This is a genomic window from Streptococcus sp. SR4 (assembly GCF_000517725.1).
Classification (GTDB): domain Bacteria; phylum Bacillota; class Bacilli; order Lactobacillales; family Streptococcaceae; genus Streptococcus; species Streptococcus salivarius_F.
The window spans coordinates 161,268-181,865 of sequence record NZ_AZYW01000047.1 but is presented as its reverse complement, the minus strand read 5'-3'; the positions used below and the strand labels follow the sequence as shown (position 1 = coordinate 181,865).

The window sequence follows — 20,598 nt, the reverse complement described above, 5'->3', positions numbered from 1 at the left end:
TCGCTTTTACTAGATTCAATTAATCAAACATACTGCCGAAAATACCACGAACACGATCACCAAGTTTTTGTTTTTGTTCATGATTTTCTTCTTCAACTGGCAGAGGTACCTCAATGGTATTCTCAACTGGAATAGGATTTGGTTGAGGAGCCACTCGAGGTGCTGGAGCAGGAGTTCTATCAAAACTCAAGGCAGGAGCCTCATTGTCGATTGGTTTACGACGAAGATACTCTTCACCAGACACAGCTTGTTGCGCGATGATATCAACTTCTGTAAGAAGACCAACATACTCAACAAGACTAATCACATTTGCAAACATTGGATTACGGATACCAACTTGATTTGGCACGTAAAGTTTAACATTTGTCTCAAAAATTTCTTGAGCAACTTCAACCACACCTGGCATGATAGCTGTTCCACCTACAAGGACAATGCCACCAGGCAAATCAAGTAGACGTCCTCGAGTCAAGTCTTGTTTAACTCTATCAAGGATATGCTTCACACGAGCTGAGATAATCTCAGCAAGGTATTTTTCTGTAATCTCAACTGGTGAATTCTCACCTACAACTTCTACTTGGACAGTTTCTGTTTCGCTTGCTTCTTCAATATCTGCATTACCAAAATTGAACTTAAGTGCTTCAGCAATCTGCATTGAAGTCTTCAAAACTTTTGAAATATCCTTAGTGATGTACTCGCCACCTTCAGAATAAATATTGGTAAATTGAAGTTCTTGAGCACGCATGCTTGCAACAGTTGTTTGACCGCCACCCATATCAATAACAGTAGCACCAAACTCACGTTCACCTTCATTTAGAACAGCACGTGTCATTGCAAGAGGAGAGATGATAATATTCTCTACTTGAATACCAGCACGTTCAACTGTCTTACGAAGGTTGTGAAGAATTGTTGTTGGACCTGTGTATATGAGACCTCTCATTTCAAGACGAATCCCCATCATTCCACGAGGATCACGAATTCCTTGGAAGCCATCAACAATAAACTCTTCAGGAACTAGTGAGATAACCTCACGCTCAGGTGTAATGCTCTTTGTCAAGGCTGAGCGAACAACACTTTCAACATCTTCATCTTTGATTTCTTTTGATTCACTTGTTACAGGAATCATACCTTGTGTAGGCTCAATTTGAAGAAGATTAGCTGGAAGCCCAACGTTCACTTGCTCAATAACAATCCCAGCTTTTTCTTCTGCTTGTTCAATAGCTGTTTTGATTGATTTCGCTGCAGCGTCAATGTCAACAATGATGCCATCTTTCACACCAGAACTCTTAACATTACTTACTCCGATGACATTCATTGATCCATCAATAAACTCAGCAACAAGAACCTTAATCGAGCTAGTTCCTATATCTAATCCTGTAAAAAAGCCATCTCTAGCCATTCACTCGACCTCTCAATCTTTCCATTCAATATCTTTGTAAACTGTATAAAAACAGAATTATTCGGATACTATTGTACCATAAAAAAACGTAAAATGTCAGCATTTTACGTTTTTTATTATTCAATATTAGCCTTGAGCAGGGGAAGTCCGATGAGTTGTTTCCTGACCAACTGGTGGATTTTCTTCTGTTTGAATACCTGAATTTTCAGAAATAGTTTCTTCTTCAGAATGCTTTTCCGTTGATGTTGTAGTATCTTGACCTTCTTCAGAAGTTGCATTTTCTTCTTTTTTATCAGTCTTATCTTTATCTTTCTTTTTATCCCCATCAGTTTTTGATGATTCAACTTCAGGAGTCGTTGTATAAAGTCCAACTTCCATATCTACAATACTTCCATCTGAAAGTTGACTCTTAATTTTCTCGTAGTAAGGAAGCTTAACTGTTAATTGAGAAAGTGGAACACGAATGGAATTGCCATCATACAGCTCAATCGTTAGTAAATCTGAAGTTGCTTTAGTAGGCGTAAGATTAATAATTTGAATATTATTCTTGATTTTTGTATCAAGTTTATTTAATTCTTTTACTAACTCTTCGATTTTCTTCTCGTCATCCATCTTTAAGGTGATGAATTTATCAGGTAGATTACTAGTTGAAACTGTTCCTCCTGTCTTACCACTTTGAAGAATAGAAACATAACCATTTGTAGTTTGACGATAAGCCACGATTGGGTATTCTTTTACTGCAATATTAAATTGATTTGGAAAACTATATGTAACTGTAGCCTTTTTAACCCAAACATTAGTTTTTTCAACAGTTGATGCAACCTTTCCTTGGTTGAAAAAGACATGAGTGATATAGTCTGTATCAAGAATACCACTTGCAACTTTCACATCTTCTGGTAAAGCATTTTTTGTTCCTGATACAGTGAGAACCTTTTGTTTTGACCAAGGTGAAATAAAGAAAAGTGAAAATACGATTAGGAGTGCAGCGATAAAAACAACTAGTCCTGCAAGATTTTGTTGTGCAATTGGAATATTACTAGTTGTATTACCTTTTTTTCGTTTCTTCCTTTTGGTCTTTTTTTTCTTTTTAACCTTCTTTTTCACTGGTGGCTGGCTCTCATTTGAAGTCGCTTCTTGTGAATGAACGACCTTTCCATTCGCAAATTCTTCAGAATCTTCGGTTTCTTTTTTTCTCAAAAATTCGAGATTTCTCTTCTGCCACTCTGTAAGAACTTGTTTTTCTTGTGATTCTTGATCCTTTTTTGCCATGAAATTCCTTTATTTTTTTGAAATACTAGTCACTAATAGGTTATAAAAATCATCAGGAGAAGTGATTTCATCAGATTTAGCCATCGCTTCTTTGTAAGTCTCTGCATGTTCAACAAGTTGTTCAAGCTCATGATTCAAGGTTTCCCAACTTAATTCTGTTTCCTGTAATTGACGTGCGTAGCCTTTTCGTTCAAAATAGGCAGCATTTTCAAGTTGGTCTCCTCGGCTAGCTTCTTTCCCTAAAGGAATAATTAAATGAAGTTTTTTCATAGCCAACAATTCGAAAATCGTATTTGAGCCACCACGAGTTACAACTAAATCTGCCGTATCCATAAGAGGTTGGTACAAATCTGTCACATAATCAACTCTATAAAGATGACGTTCTAAGGTATTCAATGAAGAGTCCCCAGAAATATTAATGACATTATATTTTTCAGTCAGCTGTGGAGTATTACTAATAAAATCATTAAATACCTTTGCACCAGCTGAACCACCAATGAAAAGGACAGTTTTTAAGTTGTCATCAAACTGTTCTTTAATCTTATCAAGGGCACCAGACTGATTAGATGTCGCCATTCCTACCTTTGTAATAGCACCTACATGTTTTGTCTTTGCCAATCCTTTTGATTGTTCAAAAGTCGTAAACATAGTAGTCGCAAATTTATAGGCAATTTTATTGGCCAAGCCCATAGAAAGGTCAGACTCATGCACATATACAGGAACTCCTAATAATTTAGAAGCAATTACCGGTGGCACTGAGACAAATCCACCCTTTGAAAAGAGTGCTTGGGGGCGAATCTTGGCAATAATTGCAATAGACTGTAGAATTCCCCAACCAACTTTAAAGACATCCAACATATTTTGCCATGAGAAATAACGACGTAGTTTACCTGTAGCAATACTATGGAAAGTCACATCTAAGCCAGATTTATCAATCTGCTCATGTTCAATCCCGTGCTTGTCACCGATATAGTGCACTTCCCATCCATCTTTGAGAAATTTTGGAATTAAGATAAGATTTAAAGTCACATGTCCAACGGTTCCACCACCGGTAAAAACAATCTTTTTCGCTTTTGCCATAGACTATCCCTTCAATTGCTCAACAGTTGTGATAAATTCGTCACCACGCACTTCGAAATTCTTGTACATATCCCAACTTGCGTTTGCAGGGCTCAACAAGACAACATCTCCTGCACTTGCTTGATCAAAAGCAATACGTGTCGCATCTGCCACATCTTTGGCATCAAGATAAGTCACGCCCGCTTTATCAGCAGCACGTTTGACACGGGGAGCTGATTCTCCTAAAATCACCATTTTCTTAAGACCAGTAATGTCAGGAATGAGTTCATCAAATTCATTACCACGGTCCAAACCACCGGCAATCAAAATGACTTTGCTATTATCAAAACCAGAAAGTGCTTTTTGTGTCGCTAAAATGTTTGTTGACTTACTATCATTATAGAATTTCACTTCATCGATAGTGTCAACGAATTGGAGACGGTGCTTAACCCCACCAAAGCTTGCGAGAGTTTCCTTGATAGCTTGGTTTGAAATACCTGACAATTTTGCTACAGCTATAGTTGCCAAGGCATTTTCAACATTGTGACTACCAGGAACGCCAATCTCATCGGCTTGCATCACCAATTCACCTTTGAAGTAGAGACCACCATTTTCAAGATAGGCACCATCTACTTTTTCCACTGTTGAGAATGGAACTACTTGTGCTTTAGTTTGTGTAGCCAATTCCTTAGCTAAATCTTGATTGAAGTTCAAAACAACAAAATCATCCGCAGTCATCTGATTTTGAATATTCCATTTAGCAGCCACATATTCTTCAAAACTACCATGATAGTCAATATGTGTCGGCATCAAGTTAGTAATCACAGCAATATGTGGATGGAAGCTGTCAATCCCCATCAATTGGAAAGAAGACAATTCCATAACTAAGGTATCTTGAGCAGTAACTGACTGTGCAACTTCTGACGCAGGAAAACCGATATTTCCAGACAAGACACCCGATTTGCCACCATGGTTTAGGACATCAGCAATCATAGTTGTCGTTGTTGTCTTACCATTTGAGCCTGTAATACCGATAATAGGTGCTTCAGATACTAGGTAAGCTAATTCCACTTCAGTCCAAACAGGAATGCCTTTTTCAAGTGCACGAGCTACCATTGGATTGTCATAACGAATTCCAGGATTTTTCACCATTAGTTCAAAATTTTCATCCAAAAGTTCAAGAGGATGTCCGCCACAGACAACCTTAATCCCTTCTTCAAGAAGCGCCTGTGCTGACGGATTTTCCTCAAATGGTTTACCATCATTTACTGTGACAATAGCACCCAACTTAGCCAATAGGCGGGCAGCTGCTTCACCAGATTTAGCCAAACCAAGGACCAAAACTTTTTTATTTTCAAATTGTGTTACTGATTTCATAATTCGTCCATTCTCTCAAATTGTATCATAATCATTTTACCCTTTATCCCAAGCTATTTCAAGGAGTTACCTCTTCTTGGCAAAAGAAAAAGCCAATCTATTCGATTGACTTTTAATCTCATGCTACTTATTTATCTTCATGTTCAGCTTTTTCATGATTAAGCTCTGACATAGCGAAAAAATCTTTCAAGGTGAAATAGCTCAATACAAGCATTCCCACCGTAACAAAGAACTCACCAGGTAAACTGAAGAATTTAATGATTGATAGCACTGCTAAAAGTAGGAGCAATGCTAAGGTAGCCATGACAAAGAGAAGATTCATGGTGTTTTTTACCGACTTTGGTGCAATAAAGAAATAGAATGATGCAATCAATATAGCAACAATCAGATAAAACATCTCTTCTCCTCTCTATATATTATTCAGCTTCTGCTGCTTTTTTCTTACGTTTATTGGCTTTATCACGCTCTGCTTTATTCAAAATTTGTTTACGCAAGCGGATAGATTCAGGCGTTACTTCCATGTACTCATCGTCATCCAAGAACTCAAGTGATTCTTCAAGAGTCAAGATACGTGGAGTCTTGATAACAGCCGTTTGGTCCTTAGTTGCTGAACGCACGTTTGTCATTTGTTTTGCTGTAGTGATATTGACACCAAGGTCATTTTCACGAGCATTTTCACCAACAATCATACCTTCATAAACTTCAGTACCTGGGTTAACAAAGATTGTACCACGTTCTTCAATACGCATGATTGAGTAAGTTGTCGCTTTACCTGTATCGATAGATACGAGGGCACCACGGTGACGTCCACCAATTTCACCAGCAACAACTGGCAAGTATTGGTCGAAGGTATGGTTCATGATACCGTAACCACGTGTCATAGACAAGAATTCAGTTGAGAATCCGATAAGTCCACGAGCTGGCACAAGGAAGATAAGACGTGTTTGACCGTTACCAACCATTTGCATATCAAGCATATCACCTTTACGTTCTGAAAGGGCTTGGATGATAGAACCTTGGTACTCTTCTGGAGTATCAATTTGAACACGTTCAAATGGCTCACATTTCACGCCATCAATTTCTTTGATGATAACTTCTGGACGAGATACTTGAAGTTCGTATCCTTCACGACGCATTGTTTCGATAAGGATTGACAAGTGCAATTCCCCACGACCTGAGACAGTCCATTTATCTGGTGAATCAGTTGGATCAACACGAAGAGATACGTCTGTTTGCAACTCTGCCAAGAGACGCTCTTCAACCTTACGTGATGTCACGTGTTTACCTTCACGACCTGCAAACGGTGAGTTATTAGCCAAGAAAGTCATTTGAAGTGTTGGTTCGTCAATACGAAGAACTGGCAATGGTTCAACAGCATCAGTTGGTGTAATTGTTTCACCAACGAAGATGTCTTCCATACCTGAGATGGCAATCAAATCACCAGCTTTTGCTTCTTCAATTTCACGACGTTCCAAACCAAAGAAACCGAAAAGCTTAGTAACACGGAAGTTCTTTGTTGTTCCATCAAGTTTTGAAAGGGTAACTTGGTCACCGACTTTTACAGTTCCACGGAAGATACGTCCAATACCGATACGACCAACGAAATCATTGTAGTCAAGAAGTGACACTTGGAATTGAAGAGGCTCGTCTGAGTTATCTACAGGAGCTGGGATGTGGTCAATAATAGTGTCAAAGATTGGAGCCATAGTGTGCTCTTGATCAGCAGGGTTATCTGATAATGATGATGTTCCGTTAATCGCTGAAGCATACACAACTGGGAATTCCAACTGATCATCATCAGCACCAAGCTCGATGAAAAGTTCAAGAACTTCATCAACAACTTCTTCAGGACGAGCTGATGGTTTATCAATCTTGTTAACAACAACGATAGGTGTCAAGTTTTGCTCGAGTGCTTTTTTCAACACAAAACGTGTTTGAGGCATTGTACCTTCGTAGGCATCGACAACAAGAACAACCCCATCAACCATTTTCATGATACGTTCAACTTCTCCACCGAAGTCCGCGTGACCTGGTGTATCCATGATGTTGATACGTGTACCGTTATAAGCAACGGCTGTATTTTTAGCAAGGATGGTAATTCCACGTTCTTTTTCAAGATCGTTAGAGTCCATTGCACGCTCATCAAGCTCTTTACGCTCGTCAAGAGTGTGTGATTGTTTCAACAATTCATCAACAAGTGTTGTTTTACCGTGGTCAACGTGGGCAATGATGGCTACGTTACGGATATCTTCTCTAAGTTTAGTCATTTTTTCCTCTTTAATTTTTATTTCAACTTTTAAAGTATACCACATTTTCAACAAAATGGCAGAGCTCAGCTGATTGTAAACGTTTTTCAACAAGAAAAAGGTGCTGTCCACCTATAATTGGTCAGACACACCTTCTGTCATTCATTAGTTATCAATTGTAAGTGCAAGGCTAGCAGCTCCGATGATACCAGCATCATTTCCAAGTTCTGCTAATTTCACTTTTGTTGTACGGCGAACTTGTGGGAATGCATAACGTGTAAAGTATCCTTCAACACGGCTACGCAAGAATTCACCGGCTGCTGAAACACCACCACCGATGACAACTGAATCTGGGTTGAGAATATTTGAGATATTTGCTGTTGCAAGTCCGAGGTATTCAGAGACTTTGTCAACGATGCTATTAGCAAACTTGTCGCCTTCGGCAGCGGCAACGAAAATATCTTTACTTGTTACTTGCTCACCATTATCTACAGCAGCTTTAATAGAAGAGTCACCTTCATATCCTTCTGCTAAATGACGTGCCAAACGTACGACACCTGTTGCAGAAGCTACAGTTTCCAAGCATCCTTTGTTTCCGCAAGTACATTCAAATCCTGTTTCAGGCTCAACGATAATGTGGCCAATTTCACCACCAGCACCGCCAACACCATGGATCAAGTTACCATCAGCGATAACGCCGCCACCAACTCCTGTTCCTAATGTCACAAAGACAACATCAGGATTGTTAGCACCAGCACCAACCCAACGTTCACCGAGGGCAGCAACGTTAGCATCATTATCAATCGCAAATGGAATACCGAGTTCTTTTTCGATGACAGATCCAACTTCTTGAGTTTCTGCCCAGTTCAAGTTGAAAGCACCAGTGACCGTTTTATTTTCACGATCAACAGCTCCTGGAGAACCCATACCAATTCCAATGAAATCTTCTGCAGTAAGTCCGTACATTTCCAAACGGTGTTTTAAAGACTCCACGATATTAGGGACGATGTGACGACCACCTTCAAGCGTATTTGTTTCAATCGCCCATTTTTCTTGCACTTCACCTTCTGAAGTCAAAATACCAAATTTAACAGTTGTTCCACCAAGGTCAATTCCCAAGAGTTTTTTACTCATTTTCTTTCTCCATTTCAATGCGATGTTCACGTCGTAAAATCATTTCAGCAGTAAGGTAGCTGTCCTTGTCCACCAAACCATTCTGGTAGAGGGCTTCTAATTCAATCTTCATCATTTCGATATCATAGAGCCTTTTTCCCAGGTAAACTACTATGCCAAACTGTTTCAACAACTGTTGAACGTCATATAAAGTTTTCATAGCAATATTTTAGCAAAAAGCTTCTGCCATGACAAGATAGTTTTGAAAACCTTTACAGATTATTGTATACTTCAAAAAAAGACCTAAGTCATTTAGACTCAGGTTATTGACAATTCGGGCAAATCCCATGTAAAATCATCTGTTCACGAGTAATGCGAAATCCAGTTTGTGATTCTACCTCTTCCTTGAAAGACGGAATCGGTAAGTCTAAGTCAGTAATGTGACCACATTTTTCACAAACAATGTTTAAGTGGTCATGTCCCATAAAATCATAATAGGTTGTATTATCATTATTAACCTTGATTTCAGAGACAATCCCTTCTTCAACCAACACCTTTAGGTTGTTATAGACCGTCGCCAAACTCATCCCAGGATTGTCAGGGAGTAGGTCATAATATATCACATCTGCACTAGGGTGTTGATCAGACATCATCAAATAGCGAATAACAGCTTTACGAGATTCCGTCAACCGAATTCCTTTAGCTTTTAACTGAGTTAGGACATCTTCATAAACGCCTAGACTACGTCGATGCTCAGACATATCGCCGCCTCCCTTCTTCTAAAAGTATTTTACGTCTATTATACACTTTTAGAGGAACTCTTGACAATCATCTTAACTCAAAAATGCCTATCTCAAGCCTGGAGCTTGTCCAAGTTCTGCAGTCAACATCCAGATTGTCTTATCAATTTCAGATTTAGCTGCAGTGAAGATATCATTTGAAGGAGCATCTCCTTCTTCATCTGTGATATCCAAACCAACTTGGAACAATACTGACAAATATTTGTATGTATCAACCAATAATTGGATTTGATCAGACATTGGTTTATCAAATGTCCCAGTAGTTTCAGTCAAGCCTGAATTAGATGAAAATTCTACCAAAGTTGAGTATGGTTCCCCACCAATAGTAATCAAACGTTCACTAACAACATCAAGGTGAGCATTCAAACTATCCATCAATTCATCCATTTTTGGATGAAGATAGAGGAAACCAGGACCACGCATATACCAATGAACTTGGTGAACAATTGAAGCTGCTACAGACAAATCAGCGACTGCTTGATTCAAAACTGCTTTAGTTTTTGTATATGAAGGTGTTTCAGCTTGTTGGTTAACTGTTTCATTGATTGTTTCTTTAATTGAATCTACCATATTAATACTCCTTATTTAGAATTACTATTATTTATACTTTTATTTTAGAATATTTCTAAATAAGATGCAAGTAAAATGCTTTTTCTCACTCTTTTTCGAATAATTAGGTATGTTAAGTATTATTTATTTTTTTCTAGGAGCCTCTTTTGGTTCATTCATCGGACTAATTTGTGATCGTTTTCCTGAGAGGTCGATTATTTTCCCTAGAAGTCACTGTAGCCATTGCAAGCATCAGCTGCGTTTTTTCGAGATGATCCCTATCCTCTCACAACTTTTCTTAAGATTTCGATGCCGTTCATGTCAGACTCCTATCCCTTTTCGTTACCTCTTTATGGAACTATTTTGTGGGGGAATATGCCTGCTATATTTCTATGACTTTTTGAGTCTTGAAGTAACCTACTTTCTTTACTTCAGCCTTTGTCTATCAATTTTTGATTTGAAACATAAATCCTATCCGCTTCTGATTTGGATAGTTGGAACAGTCCCACTCTTATTCATGGGCAACTACTACCTCTCATTTGCCTTGGGGATAATCCTCGCCATCCTTTCTTATATGAAACATCTAAATATTGGGGAAGGAGATTTTCTCTACTTAGCAAGTGCCTCACTAATTTTCCCATTTTCAAAAATACTACTTATTATCGAAATTGCCTGCCTATTAGGACTAGCTTACTTCCTTCTACAAAGAAATCTCAAGGAATGCATCGCATTTGTCCCATTTCTTTTTCTAGGGATAGTACTTCTTACTTTTTGTTCAATTATATAGAAAAAAAGCCGATAAATTCGGCTTTTCTTTATTAGTTCATATTGACACGGTGCCACTCATTAATGACATAAGAGAGCATTCCTAATTGTTGGAGACCCCAACCGCTGATTTCATCTGAATTTTCAGTTGATCCACCAAGGTAACGTGTATAGATTGCAACCATATAAGGTGTATCTTCCATAACGATAGCATCAACGTTAAGTGCTTCACGGACATAACCTGGTTTTTGATAAATTGTCAGATTAGGAAGATATGTCTTGTAGTACTCATTCGGGAATGACTCACCAATGTAGTGGAGAATATCCTTGTAATTATCTTGATGTTTCCAGAGATAATCCAAAACTTGAATGTAATAATCTGTTGTTGTCTTATTACCATGCATTTGGATAGTCTTCACTTCACCTTTTGATTTACCGTATTTATCGAGCATGCCATAGAATTTTTCCATACCACCAAGGCGTTCCGCCAAAGCGTAGGCAGGAGTATTCTCAGAGTATACAAGAGAATATTCTTGCATCTCTGGAATAGTCATTGAACCACCGAAAGCAGCAACATAATTATCATGTTCACCTTGGTATTCATACTCAGTATTAGTAATATCAAAACGTTCAGTTAAAGAAAGTTTACCCTTATTAACCTCATCCATGACAAGCATGTTTAATGGCAATTTATAAGTTGATCCTGCAGTCATTGGCTGAGTATCATTCATAGAGAATTGCTCATTTGTCTTGGTATTTTTATATGAAAAGGCAATTTGGCTAGACTCAATACCTTGGTCAGCCATAAATGCTTCAACTACTTGGTTCAATGTCATGTTAGCATAATCATAATACAAGCCATTACCATACATAGTATCTGCATCTGCTTCCATGACTGCTTGTTTAGCTTCGGCTGATTTATTTGTTGGAGTTACCTTTTCCTCTTTTTCTTTGTCTTCTTTTTTAGTGACTTTAGAACTAGATCCGAAGATATTTCCAAGGCCACCAGTGTGACCAGCTTGTTTACCACGTCCTGCTAAAGCAAGCATGGCAACAAACAAAAGAATTACCAAAACACCTAGGAAGGCTAAGATAAGATATGCTTTTTTATCATCACGAGATGATTTTGATTTAGCTTTAGATTTCTTAGAGCGCTTACTTCTAAGTGCCAAGGTTTCAGTTTTTGCTTCGTTTTCCTTGTGTTCAACTGCTACTACTGTTTCCTCAGCTGACTTCTTGTCTACTGATTTTTTAGAAGTCTTTTTAGCATCTTTTTTCGATGATTTTTTCTTGTCTTTCTTGGCGCCTTTTTTGACATCTTTTTTAGTATCTTTAGTGTCTTTTTGGACGTCTTTTTGAAGGTCTTGTTTTACCGAATCTTTCTTTTTATCTTTAGTTTTTCGGCGGCTTCCACTATACTTTTTGCTTGAATGTTTTTTCTTTTTTTTCATAACAATAATAGTTTAAGCTATAATTCACTAAAAAGCAAGGAGATTTTACAATCATATTACAAAAAAATTATCCCCAATAGTGAGGATAATTTTAAACTTATTTAGCTGCTGAATAAAGCTCAGCAACTTTATTCCAGTTGATGATTTCAAAGAAAGCTTTGATGTAGTTTGGACGTACGTTACGGTAGTTTAGGTAATATGCATGTTCCCAAACATCAAGTGCCAAGATTGGTTTCTTACCATCTGAGATAGGGGTGTCTTGGTTAGCTGTTGAAACGACTTCAAGCTTACCTTCAGCGTTAACAACAAGCCATGCCCAACCTGAACCAAAACGAGTTGTTGCTGCTGCTGTGAAAGCTTCTTGGAAGGCTTCAAATGAGCCGAAAGCTTCGTTAATAGCAGCTGCTACTTCTGCAGTTGGTTCTTGTTTTTCAGGAGACAAGAGTTCCCAGAAAAGTGCGTGGTTAAGGTGTCCACCACCATTGTTAATAAGTGCTTGACGAATATCTGCTGGAATTTGTTCCACGTCAGCCAAAAGTGCTTCGAGATCTTCACCAATTTCTGGGTGTTTTTCAAGAGCAGCATTAGCATTTGCTACATAAGTTGCGTGGTGTTTATCGTGGTGAAGAGTCATTGTTTCAGCATCAATGTATGGTTCCAAAGCATCGTAAGCGTAAGGAAGGTCTGGAAGGATAATTGCCATAGTAAAGGTCCTCTTTTCATTTTTTCTTCATTTTACCGTAAAGTGGTAGAGCTTTCAAAAATTTTGCTTACAAAATCAAAGAAAACTCCAAATCTCTAGCGGTTTGATACGATTTTTAAAAATGCTAAATCAAACAAGTAATCTTTATCTAAAGTTCCTGTCTTTATCTGGTAATCTGTCTCTACTAAAATCTTAATCGTCTTTTTTAAGAATGCTACTGATAAGGGACGACTATCTCTCAGAGCAAAACGAACCTGAAATTGATTGACTTTACGCCCTAAATAATCTGACAGACTTGAAACAATCTGCTGCTCACTTTTGCCTTGAGCAGATAAGAGTTTAACCTGTAAATAGGTACGAAATTGTCCCAACATCACAGCAATCAACTTAATCTCATCTTCACCCTGAAGCCGTAAATCATGCACTAATTCACGAACACTCTGAATCTGTCCTCGCAAAAGAAGTTGCGTCATATCAAAAATGTTATCTTGCAAACTTTTCGGAATAGCCTCAGCAATATCTTGCGATGAGATATTTCCTTCCGTTTTATACCCCTTTAGAAAAGCTAAGTTTTTTTGAACATCTGAAAAGTCAAAATTTGACTTAATCAAAAGTTCCTCAAAGACTCCTGTATCAAATGTAAGCCCCTCTTGATGCGCCTGCTTTTGAAAATAGGTTCTAAGTTCTGCATCTTTTAAGGGACTGGCTTCAAGCACCATGGCATCACGCTTGAGTAGTTTGACTAAACGACGCTTTCCATCTAGCTTTCCTGCAGACATTAAGACAAGACGTGTTGTTTCAACAGGAGACTCAAAATAATTTTCAAGGCGCTTCAACTCTTTCTCATCCAGATACGATTTTTTAGCAGTAGTCATATCCGTGAAATGGTCAAAAATGACCACCTTCTCATCTGCAAAAAAAGGCATGCTTTCTAAATCGAGCTCAGCATCTTGATAATCAGTCTCAGACATATCAAAATAAGAATAGGTTAAGTCACTGGGATCAAAACCAATTTGTTTTAAAAATTTTTCTTTTGCTTGACTATACTGCCCTAAATCCTCGCCCGCCAAGACCGTTATCATGGGGAGCTTTTCTTTGGACAGCTTTTCAATCGTTTCCATAGCAATCATGGTTTTATTATAACAGATTTTTCACCATAACAAAAAGCCCACCACCAAAGTGATGAACTTTACTTTATTAACCAGAGTTACGAAGACCTGTTGCAATACCATTGATGGTAATGTGAATAAGGCTAATTTCGTCATCGGTCAAATCATTGTTACGAAGACGTTTAATCAATTCAATTTGGATGTAGTTCAAGACATTGAAGTATGGCAAACGGAAGTCCAAACTTGCTTTAAGCGATGGACTTTCATCAAGGAAGCCATCATGTTTTTCAATAGCAAGAATAACATCCTTAGTCAACTGCCACTCATCCAAAATAATATTGAAGACACTACGTACTTCTTCACTCTCTGCCAATTGTGCATAGTGGAAGGCGATATTCATGTCTGATTTTGAAAGCACCATGTCCACGTTTGACAAAAGTGAACGGAAGAATGGCCATGTTTCAAACATATGTTGAAGTTTCTCAAGGTTGCCTTCTTCAGCTTGGATAAAGCGATTAAAGGCAGAACCCACACCATACCAACCTGGGAACATGATACGGTTTTGTGACCATGAGAATACCCAAGGAATCGCACGAAGACCAGAAATCTCAGTAATAGTCTTACGAGCTGCTGGACGAGAACCGATATTCAAGCTTGACACTTCTTTAATAGGGCTTGCTTCAAAGAAGTAATCATAGAAATGTTCGTTTCCAAAGACAAGATCACGATAGATAACATTAGAATCATTAACAATACCGTCCATAATTTCACGGAAATCAACCAATTCATCTGGGTCCGCAATTTGACGTGTTACCATACGGTCAAGGGCAGCTGAAACAAGCATTTCAAGATTGTAGTAGGCAGCATCCTTATTACCATATTTATTACCGATAACTTCACCTTGTTCAGTCAAACGAATACGGTCTTTAATGGTACCAAATGGTTGAGACGTAATAGCATCGTATGATGGGCCACCACCACGACCGACAGTACCACCACGGCCATGGAAGAAGGTAATCTTAATGCCACGCTCTTCACCAATCTTAGTCAATTCGTTTTGAGCTTTGTAAAGCGTCCAACCTGAAGACAAGTAACCACCATCTTTGTTAGAATCTGAGTAACCCAACATGATTTCTTGGTAGTTGTTGCTATTCTTAATCCAACGTTTAACGATATCATAACCAAGATATTGTTTCATGATATCATTAGAGTTTTCCAAGTCTTCGATAGTTTCAAAAAGTGGAACAATTTGGACACGCGCACGTTCTGTATCAACCAAGCCAACTTCTTTAAGAAGGATAGCCAACTCAAACATATCAGAAACGCTCTCAGTGTGAGAAATGATATGTTGTTTGATGACATCTTCACCGATATAGTCTTTCAAGAGACGAGCAGTTCGGAAGATTGCCAATTCTTTTTCAAGTGTTTCAGACTTAGGCACATTAGTTGATGACAAGGTACGAGGATCTTCTTGCAATTCTTTAAGAAGAACCGCAACTTTTTCAACCTCTGTTAATTCACTATAGTTATCAACAATATTTGCAGATTTAAGCAACTCTGCTACACATGCTTCATGAACACTTGAATCTTGACGCATATCGATTGTAGCAAGATAGAAACCAAAGACTTCTACAGCTTGAAGAAGCTCTTCGAAATCACCTGAAATCAAGACAGCATCGTCGTTTTCAAGAAGTGAATTTTTGATTGCCAAAAGATCATCATGGAAGGCATCTGCTGTTTCGTAGAATTCTGTTGTTTGTTGTGAGACAGCTTGAAGACTTTGGCTGAGACGTTGTTGCACGTAATCAGCTACTACTTCACCTGTTGAAGCTGAACCCAGACGAACATTTTCAGAAAGGCGTTTAGCAACTCTTTCCTTATTGAAGTTTCCTTTTTTAAAGAAAAGAAGTGTCTGAATCAACTTAGACTGGATGTAACTGAAAGCACGACGGTAGGGTTCATTTTCACGATAAACAGATGTATCTGGAGAATGTTTCGCCATCTCTGCTACTGTATCTGAAACCTCAGTCAAGCGTGATGAAAGTGAGAATGAACGATAAAGATTATCAACTTTTTCGATATAGTAGTTGAGGATAACTTCACTTTGCAATGTTGCAGAAAGTTTAAGAGTTTCTGCTGTTACAAATGGGTTCCCGTCACGGTCACCACCAATCCACATACCCATAGTAATAGGGGTTGGATTGTCGAGTTCAATACCTTTTTCAACTGCTAAACGTTTGAATTCATGTGATAAGTTCGTAATCGCCTTAATCAATGAGGAGTTATAATACTCCATAACGTTAGTGATTTCGTTTTTAACCTTAAGTTTTTTCTCACGAATGATATCTGTTTGCATCATAATTTCTACATAACGACGCAAATCTGCATACCATTTATCCTTGTTAATAAGACCAGCCTTAACATCACGATGCTTACGAAGAAGTTCGTGAATGTGGTTAGTCAATTCAAGCATAGTTTTACGTTGAACCTGAGTTGGGTGGGCTGTCAAAACTGGCACGACATTGACATGTTCAAGAATGTCACGTGCATTATCACTTTCAGCGACAACATCAAAGGTTTCAGACAACTTACCTAGATAAGATTCATCAATATTGTTCTTGTGGTTGACTTCATAAGCCAAATCCACGTCTTCAGAGATATTAATCAAGAGAGGTAACAAAGAGAAATAACGTGATGCAACGACCATATCGTCATTCGTCATTTCTGAAATGGCTTGTGTAAGGGCCACATAGTCACCTTCATCATAAAGTTCAACCAAATGTTGGATAGTTGTGAGACCTTGCTCTCCAGCCATGCCTCGTGTTGCATCATCCAACAATTCTTTCAAGATACCAACTTCTTCAGAGATGATTTCCTGGTTGTTACTGCTTTCCAATTTATTAAAAGCCAAACCGTATTCTCCTTACTTTATGTAGTACCCTTTTATCATATCACTTTTAAAACAAAAGTAAACTATTTTCCTTTAAATCGTCAGTTATTTTGCAATTTTCCGACTTTTTCAAACAATTTTTTAAGCCCATTTCCGAACTTTATTAAAAAAAGACTCTGAAACAGAGTTCAGAATCTTAATTATACTTTTTTTGATAGAATTTGATTTCATCGCCATCTTCAACCTTAAGTTGGTTGGCTGCTTTTTCACCAAGTTTCCCATTAACATCAAACATCCAATAGATGCCCCTATCTTTATCTTGAGAAATACCATCAATCTCAGTGATAAAGCCATCGTTTTCTTGAACAGGATAGACCTCTTCCAAGACATCAAGTACTGTATCCCCTTTTTGGATTTCTACTGATTTTTTCTTACTTTCCTTGTCAGTTTTCAAAATCAAAGTCACCTGACCTTGAACCTTAGACTGATGATTGTTTGTGCTGCTAGTAAGTTTAGCTGCCTCATTTTTTCCACAGGCTGCTAGGGTAACAAGTGATAAGGCAAGAAAGAGATAGGTTAATAATTTTTTCATTTCAAAAACCTCCTAAAAATAGACTGGATGAATGGATAAAATAGAAGCGTCGATACTGCATGATAGGTGTCGTAAAGTAGACCAGAAATAACAAAGGTAATCCCACTTTTAAATAGAAGGCCATACCCGTAATCAAGGAGAACCCCATAGAAAAAGGACAAAAGAGTTACCAAAGCAATCTGCCAGACAAGTGATAACCTAGGTGCCATCAAACTCCAAAAAGCCATCAAGACGCCGAAGGTCAGAATCTGATTAAAGACCCAAGGACCAAAACCAAAGATGAATCCTGAGATGGACATGGTTAAAGCCATAATCAATAGACCATCAACCAAACCCAAATAAAGAACAGCCACAAAAAACATAGCTGTAATAGGCTGAATATTTGGCAATCCTATAAATGCTGACCGCAATCCTACCGCCAGAGCTGACAGAATGGCAATTCGAGCCATTCGTTGAATCGTTAGTTTCATATATCTATTATGCCAGAAATAAGGAAATATGACTAGTTTTAAAAAATAAAAACTAAAGATTTCTTGAAATACAGAGTGAAATCGTACAAATTGTAAAAATAATGTTCCTTGTAGCCTCTCCCAAATATCAAACAGTTTGATCAGGCTGAATATTTGATATAAAAAATGTACTCTCATTCACTATCCTCTGTCATCTTGATAACACTACATAATTCAGTTAAGTTAATTATAAAAGTTAACTTGACTTAATTATTATTTTAAAGTATATTAAACTCAAGGAGGTAGCTAATGATTCAAATTGAAAATATTAATGTGTCTTATCAACAGACATTAGCTCTGGATAATATCACCTTAAACTTGGAGGGACCTAGTATTACTGGAATTATTGGACCAAATGGTGCTGGTAAATCAACTCTAATTAAAGCATTAATTGGTATTATTCCTCACTCTGGAAAAATCCTTTTCAATAAACAACCTATTCATCAGCAATTGAATCGTATTTCCTATGTTGCACAGAAGGCTGATATTGATTTTAACTTTCCGATTACTGTCAGAGAGTGCATCTCTCTAGGACTCTATCCCAAAACCAAGTTCTTTAAACGTCTATCTAAGAGTGATTGGTCTAAGGTCACAGATGCTTTAACACTACTCGGTCTAAATGATTTGGCTCATCGACAAATAAGCCAATTATCAGGAGGTCAATTTCAACGTGTTCTAATCGCTCGTTGTCTTGTACAAGAGGCTGATATTATTTTATTAGATGAACCCTTTGTAGGGATTGACTCCGTTAGCGAAGATATTATCATGAACACCTTGAGAGAACTTAGGGACAAAGGTAAGCTTATTCTTATTGTCCACCATGATTTGAGCAAAGTTCCTCATTATTTTGACCAAGTTATCCTCCTAAATCGTAAACTGATTGCTAGTGGGCCTACTAATCTTATTTTTAATGAGGATAATCTCCGTAAAACCTACGGTAACAGTTTATTTTATAAAGGAGATGTAAATGATTTCTGAATTTATTGATGGTTTGCTAAATTTCCACTTCTTACAAAATGCTCTTATAACGGCTTTAGTTATTGGAATTGTCGGGGGTGCTGTTGGTTGTTTTATTATTCTAAGAGGGATGTCACTTATGGGTGATGCAATTTCACATGCGGTTCTACCTGGGGTAGCCATTTCCTTTATCTTGGGTATTAACTTTTTCATAGGAGCCATCATCTTTGGACTTTTAGCTTCTACAATGATTACCTATATCAAAAGCAATTCCATTATTAAGAGTGACACGGCAATTGGGATTACCTTTTCGAGCTTTCTAGCTCTCGGTATTATTCTCATCGGTGTTGCTAATAGTTCCACAGATCTCTTTCATATTCTCTTCGGGAATATTCTAGCTGTACAAGACATGGATATGTGGATAACGATTATCGTTTCACTTCTCGTACTAGCAACTATTACAATCTTCTTTCGCCCTCTACTCCTAACATCCTTTGATCCAATTTTGGCCAAGTCTATGGGAGTTAAGGTCACCTTCTACCACTACTTACTTATGGTTATTCTAACCTTGGTTTCTGTAACTGCCATGCAGAGTGTTGGCACTATTCTTATTGTGGCACTTTTAATTACACCGGCTGCCACTGCCTACCTTTATGTTCATAGCCTAAAAACAATGATTCTTCTCTCATCAGGATTGGGGGCTCTGGCATCTGTTCTAGGTCTTTTTATCGGCTATAGTTTTAATATTGCAGCTGGTTCGAGCATTGTATTAACGTCTGCTCTACTCTTTCTCATCAGCTTTTTCATCGCCCCAAAACAAAGTGGCATGAATAAAACTTCTAAACAATAAAAAATAGGATGAAAATAATATGAAAAAAATACTATCAACAATAGTACTACTACTTTTAGCGGTAGTTACTCTAACAGCTTGTACCAATAAACAAGGCAGTAACATGGATAAATTACGAGTCGTTACGACCAATTCCATTATTGCCGATATCACCAAAAATATTGCTGGAGATAAAATCACTCTCCACTCTATTGTCCCCGTTGGTAAGGATCCTCACGAATACGAACCTCTTCCTGATGATGTAAAGAAGACCTCACAAGCTGACTTAATTTTTTACAACGGCATCAATTTAGAAACTGGTGGAAATGCTTGGTTTACTAAGTTAGTCAAGAATGCTCATAAGACAGAAAATAAAGATTATTTTGCAGTTAGTGATGGTGTTGAGGTAATTTACCTTGAAGGTCAATCAGAAAAAGGTAAGGAAGATCCCCACGCTTGGCTTAATCTGGAAAATGGGATTATTTATGCTCAAAATATTGCCAAGCAACTGATTGCTAAGGACCCTAAAAACAAGACCTACTACGAAAAGAATCTAAAATCCTATACTGACAAACTTAGTAAACTGGACCAAGAAGCTAAAGAGACATTTAACAAGATTCCCGATGAGAAAAAACTGATTGTCACTAGTGAAGGATGCTTCAAATACTTCTCTAAAGCCTATGGCATACCATCTGCCTACATCTGGGAAATCAATACAGAAGAAGAAGGCACACCAGACCAAATCAAAATACTCGTGGAAAAACTACGCCAAACAAAGGTACCAGCTCTCTTTGTCGAATCTAGTGTCGATGAACGCCCTATGAAAACAGTATCTAAGGATACCAATATTCCTATTTATGCAAAGATCTTTACAGATTCTATTGCTGAAAAAGGGCAAGACGGTGATAGCTACTACAACATGATGAAATATAATCTGGATAAAATCACCCAAGGCTTGAATCAGTAAAAATCTCATCTAAGAAA

The 20,598-nt window shown here is 37.8% G+C and carries 20 protein-coding genes; 4 read left to right on the top strand and 16 right to left on the bottom strand.

The window, feature by feature from the left end:
• Positions 1–19 precede the first annotated feature (19 nt).
• From ftsA to HMPREF1519_RS06325, 10 genes are all read right to left on the bottom strand, one after another.
• The gene (gene ftsA, locus HMPREF1519_RS06370) at positions 20–1,396 is read right to left on the bottom strand and encodes a cell division protein FtsA (protein ID WP_022496829.1); all 1,377 of its coding nucleotides are present in this window, start codon (positions 1,394–1,396) and stop codon (positions 20–22) included.
• 126 nt (positions 1,397–1,522) lie between these two features.
• Positions 1,523–2,665, bottom strand: a complete 1,143-nt coding sequence (locus tag HMPREF1519_RS06365; protein ID WP_022496828.1) for a cell division protein FtsQ/DivIB — start codon at positions 2,663–2,665, stop codon at positions 1,523–1,525.
• A gap of 9 nt (positions 2,666–2,674) precedes the next feature.
• Positions 2,675–3,745, bottom strand: coding sequence for a UDP-N-acetylglucosamine--N-acetylmuramyl-(pentapeptide) pyrophosphoryl-undecaprenol N-acetylglucosamine transferase (locus HMPREF1519_RS06360; protein WP_037611520.1), 1,071 nt, complete (start codon positions 3,743–3,745; stop codon positions 2,675–2,677).
• A 3-nt stretch (positions 3,746–3,748) separates the two neighbouring features.
• Positions 3,749–5,101: a UDP-N-acetylmuramoyl-L-alanine--D-glutamate ligase gene (gene murD, locus HMPREF1519_RS06355; RefSeq protein WP_022496827.1), complete on the bottom strand. Its 1,353-nt coding sequence runs from the start codon at positions 5,099–5,101 to the stop codon at positions 3,749–3,751.
• Positions 5,102–5,228: 127 nt separating this feature from the next.
• Positions 5,229–5,498 (bottom strand): DUF3165 family protein, encoded by a 270-nt coding sequence (locus HMPREF1519_RS06350; RefSeq protein WP_002884134.1) that lies wholly within the window; start codon positions 5,496–5,498, stop codon positions 5,229–5,231.
• A gap of 19 nt (positions 5,499–5,517) precedes the next feature.
• The gene (typA, locus tag HMPREF1519_RS06345; RefSeq protein WP_002884130.1) at positions 5,518–7,368 is read right to left on the bottom strand and encodes a translational GTPase TypA; all 1,851 of its coding nucleotides are present in this window, start codon (positions 7,366–7,368) and stop codon (positions 5,518–5,520) included.
• Between the two features lie 144 nt (positions 7,369–7,512).
• Positions 7,513–8,481 (bottom strand): ROK family glucokinase, encoded by a 969-nt coding sequence (locus tag HMPREF1519_RS06340; RefSeq protein ID WP_022496826.1) that lies wholly within the window; start codon positions 8,479–8,481, stop codon positions 7,513–7,515.
• Positions 8,474–8,680, bottom strand: a complete 207-nt coding sequence (locus HMPREF1519_RS06335; RefSeq protein ID WP_014634249.1) for a YqgQ family protein — start codon at positions 8,678–8,680, stop codon at positions 8,474–8,476. Before HMPREF1519_RS06335 ends, HMPREF1519_RS06340 begins: the two co-directional genes overlap by 8 nt.
• Positions 8,681–8,783: 103 nt before the next feature.
• Positions 8,784–9,221: a Fur family transcriptional regulator gene (locus HMPREF1519_RS06330; protein ID WP_022496825.1), complete on the bottom strand. Its 438-nt coding sequence runs from the start codon at positions 9,219–9,221 to the stop codon at positions 8,784–8,786.
• 87 nt (positions 9,222–9,308) lie between these two features.
• Positions 9,309–9,830 carry a Dps family protein gene (locus HMPREF1519_RS06325; RefSeq protein WP_014634248.1) on the bottom strand — a complete coding sequence of 174 codons (522 nt, stop codon included), beginning with the start codon at positions 9,828–9,830 and terminating at the stop codon, positions 9,309–9,311.
• Between the two features lie 109 nt (positions 9,831–9,939).
• On the opposite strand from HMPREF1519_RS06325, the gene HMPREF1519_RS10365 reads away from it, so the two are divergent.
• Positions 9,940–10,596 carry a prepilin peptidase gene (locus HMPREF1519_RS10365; protein ID WP_022496824.1) on the top strand — a complete coding sequence of 219 codons (657 nt, stop codon included), beginning with the start codon at positions 9,940–9,942 and terminating at the stop codon, positions 10,594–10,596.
• A gap of 31 nt (positions 10,597–10,627) precedes the next feature.
• Here HMPREF1519_RS10365 and HMPREF1519_RS06320 read toward each other — a convergent pair whose 3' ends face one another.
• The 6 genes from HMPREF1519_RS06320 to HMPREF1519_RS06295 all read right to left on the bottom strand — a co-directional run bounded on the left by HMPREF1519_RS06320 (position 10,628) and on the right by HMPREF1519_RS06295 (position 17,789).
• Positions 10,628–12,025: a serine hydrolase gene (locus HMPREF1519_RS06320; protein WP_022496823.1), complete on the bottom strand. Its 1,398-nt coding sequence runs from the start codon at positions 12,023–12,025 to the stop codon at positions 10,628–10,630.
• Positions 12,026–12,122: 97 nt separating this feature from the next.
• Positions 12,123–12,728, bottom strand: coding sequence for a superoxide dismutase SodA (sodA, locus tag HMPREF1519_RS06315; protein ID WP_002884006.1), 606 nt, complete (start codon positions 12,726–12,728; stop codon positions 12,123–12,125).
• 95 nt (positions 12,729–12,823) lie between these two features.
• Positions 12,824–13,858: a DNA polymerase III subunit delta gene (gene holA / locus HMPREF1519_RS06310; RefSeq protein WP_002884017.1), complete on the bottom strand. Its 1,035-nt coding sequence runs from the start codon at positions 13,856–13,858 to the stop codon at positions 12,824–12,826.
• A 67-nt stretch (positions 13,859–13,925) separates the two neighbouring features.
• Positions 13,926–16,748, bottom strand: a complete 2,823-nt coding sequence (gene ppc, locus HMPREF1519_RS06305) for a phosphoenolpyruvate carboxylase (protein WP_022496822.1) — start codon at positions 16,746–16,748, stop codon at positions 13,926–13,928.
• A 175-nt stretch (positions 16,749–16,923) separates the two neighbouring features.
• Positions 16,924–17,319 carry a DUF4430 domain-containing protein gene (locus tag HMPREF1519_RS06300; protein ID WP_022496821.1) on the bottom strand — a complete coding sequence of 132 codons (396 nt, stop codon included), beginning with the start codon at positions 17,317–17,319 and terminating at the stop codon, positions 16,924–16,926.
• Positions 17,316–17,789, bottom strand: a complete 474-nt coding sequence (locus tag HMPREF1519_RS06295; RefSeq protein WP_037611532.1) for a membrane protein — start codon at positions 17,787–17,789, stop codon at positions 17,316–17,318. Before HMPREF1519_RS06295 ends, HMPREF1519_RS06300 begins: the two co-directional genes overlap by 4 nt.
• A 288-nt stretch (positions 17,790–18,077) precedes the next feature.
• Between HMPREF1519_RS06295 and HMPREF1519_RS06290 the strand changes: the two genes are divergently transcribed.
• Genes HMPREF1519_RS06290 through HMPREF1519_RS06280 form a run of 3 tightly spaced genes read left to right on the top strand, consistent with a single transcriptional unit; the run spans position 18,078 to position 20,581 of the window.
• Complete coding sequence (locus HMPREF1519_RS06290) at positions 18,078–18,806, top strand: metal ABC transporter ATP-binding protein (RefSeq protein ID WP_002884031.1); 729 nt, start codon at positions 18,078–18,080, stop codon at positions 18,804–18,806.
• Positions 18,796–19,635, top strand: a complete 840-nt coding sequence (locus tag HMPREF1519_RS06285; RefSeq protein WP_002884063.1) for a metal ABC transporter permease — start codon at positions 18,796–18,798, stop codon at positions 19,633–19,635. Before HMPREF1519_RS06290 ends, HMPREF1519_RS06285 begins: the two co-directional genes overlap by 11 nt.
• 19 nt (positions 19,636–19,654) lie before the next feature.
• On the top strand, positions 19,655–20,581 hold the full coding sequence (locus HMPREF1519_RS06280; protein WP_022496819.1) for a metal ABC transporter substrate-binding protein: 927 nt from the start codon (positions 19,655–19,657) through the stop codon (positions 20,579–20,581).
• The last annotated feature ends 17 nt before the right edge of the window (positions 20,582–20,598 follow it).

Coding starts and splice junctions, on each gene's coding strand:
- HMPREF1519_RS06340 (WP_022496826.1), bottom strand. CDS start 8,481: ATGAGTAAAAAACTCTTGGGAATTGACCTTGGTGGAACAACTGTTAAA.
- HMPREF1519_RS10365 (WP_022496824.1), top strand. CDS start 9,940: ATGTTAAGTATTATTTATTTTTTTCTAGGAGCCTCTTTTGGTTCATTC.
- HMPREF1519_RS06365 (WP_022496828.1), bottom strand. CDS start 2,665: ATGGCAAAAAAGGATCAAGAATCACAAGAAAAACAAGTTCTTACAGAG.
- HMPREF1519_RS06330 (WP_022496825.1), bottom strand. CDS start 9,221: ATGTCTGAGCATCGACGTAGTCTAGGCGTTTATGAAGATGTCCTAACT.
- HMPREF1519_RS06325 (WP_014634248.1), bottom strand. CDS start 9,830: ATGGTAGATTCAATTAAAGAAACAATCAATGAAACAGTTAACCAACAA.
- HMPREF1519_RS06320 (WP_022496823.1), bottom strand. CDS start 12,025: ATGAAAAAAAAGAAAAAACATTCAAGCAAAAAGTATAGTGGAAGCCGC.
- ftsA (WP_022496829.1), bottom strand. CDS start 1,396: ATGGCTAGAGATGGCTTTTTTACAGGATTAGATATAGGAACTAGCTCG.
- HMPREF1519_RS06360 (WP_037611520.1), bottom strand. CDS start 3,745: ATGGCAAAAGCGAAAAAGATTGTTTTTACCGGTGGTGGAACCGTTGGA.
- HMPREF1519_RS06290 (WP_002884031.1), top strand. CDS start 18,078: ATGATTCAAATTGAAAATATTAATGTGTCTTATCAACAGACATTAGCT.
- HMPREF1519_RS06335 (WP_014634249.1), bottom strand. CDS start 8,680: ATGAAAACTTTATATGACGTTCAACAGTTGTTGAAACAGTTTGGCATA.
- typA (WP_002884130.1), bottom strand. CDS start 7,368: ATGACTAAACTTAGAGAAGATATCCGTAACGTAGCCATCATTGCCCAC.
- HMPREF1519_RS06295 (WP_037611532.1), bottom strand. CDS start 17,789: ATGAAACTAACGATTCAACGAATGGCTCGAATTGCCATTCTGTCAGCT.
- sodA (WP_002884006.1), bottom strand. CDS start 12,728: ATGGCAATTATCCTTCCAGACCTTCCTTACGCTTACGATGCTTTGGAA.
- holA (WP_002884017.1), bottom strand. CDS start 13,858: ATGATTGCTATGGAAACGATTGAAAAGCTGTCCAAAGAAAAGCTCCCC.
- HMPREF1519_RS06285 (WP_002884063.1), top strand. CDS start 18,796: ATGATTTCTGAATTTATTGATGGTTTGCTAAATTTCCACTTCTTACAA.
- HMPREF1519_RS06280 (WP_022496819.1), top strand. CDS start 19,655: ATGAAAAAAATACTATCAACAATAGTACTACTACTTTTAGCGGTAGTT.
- HMPREF1519_RS06350 (WP_002884134.1), bottom strand. CDS start 5,498: ATGTTTTATCTGATTGTTGCTATATTGATTGCATCATTCTATTTCTTT.
- murD (WP_022496827.1), bottom strand. CDS start 5,101: ATGAAATCAGTAACACAATTTGAAAATAAAAAAGTTTTGGTCCTTGGT.
- HMPREF1519_RS06300 (WP_022496821.1), bottom strand. CDS start 17,319: ATGAAAAAATTATTAACCTATCTCTTTCTTGCCTTATCACTTGTTACC.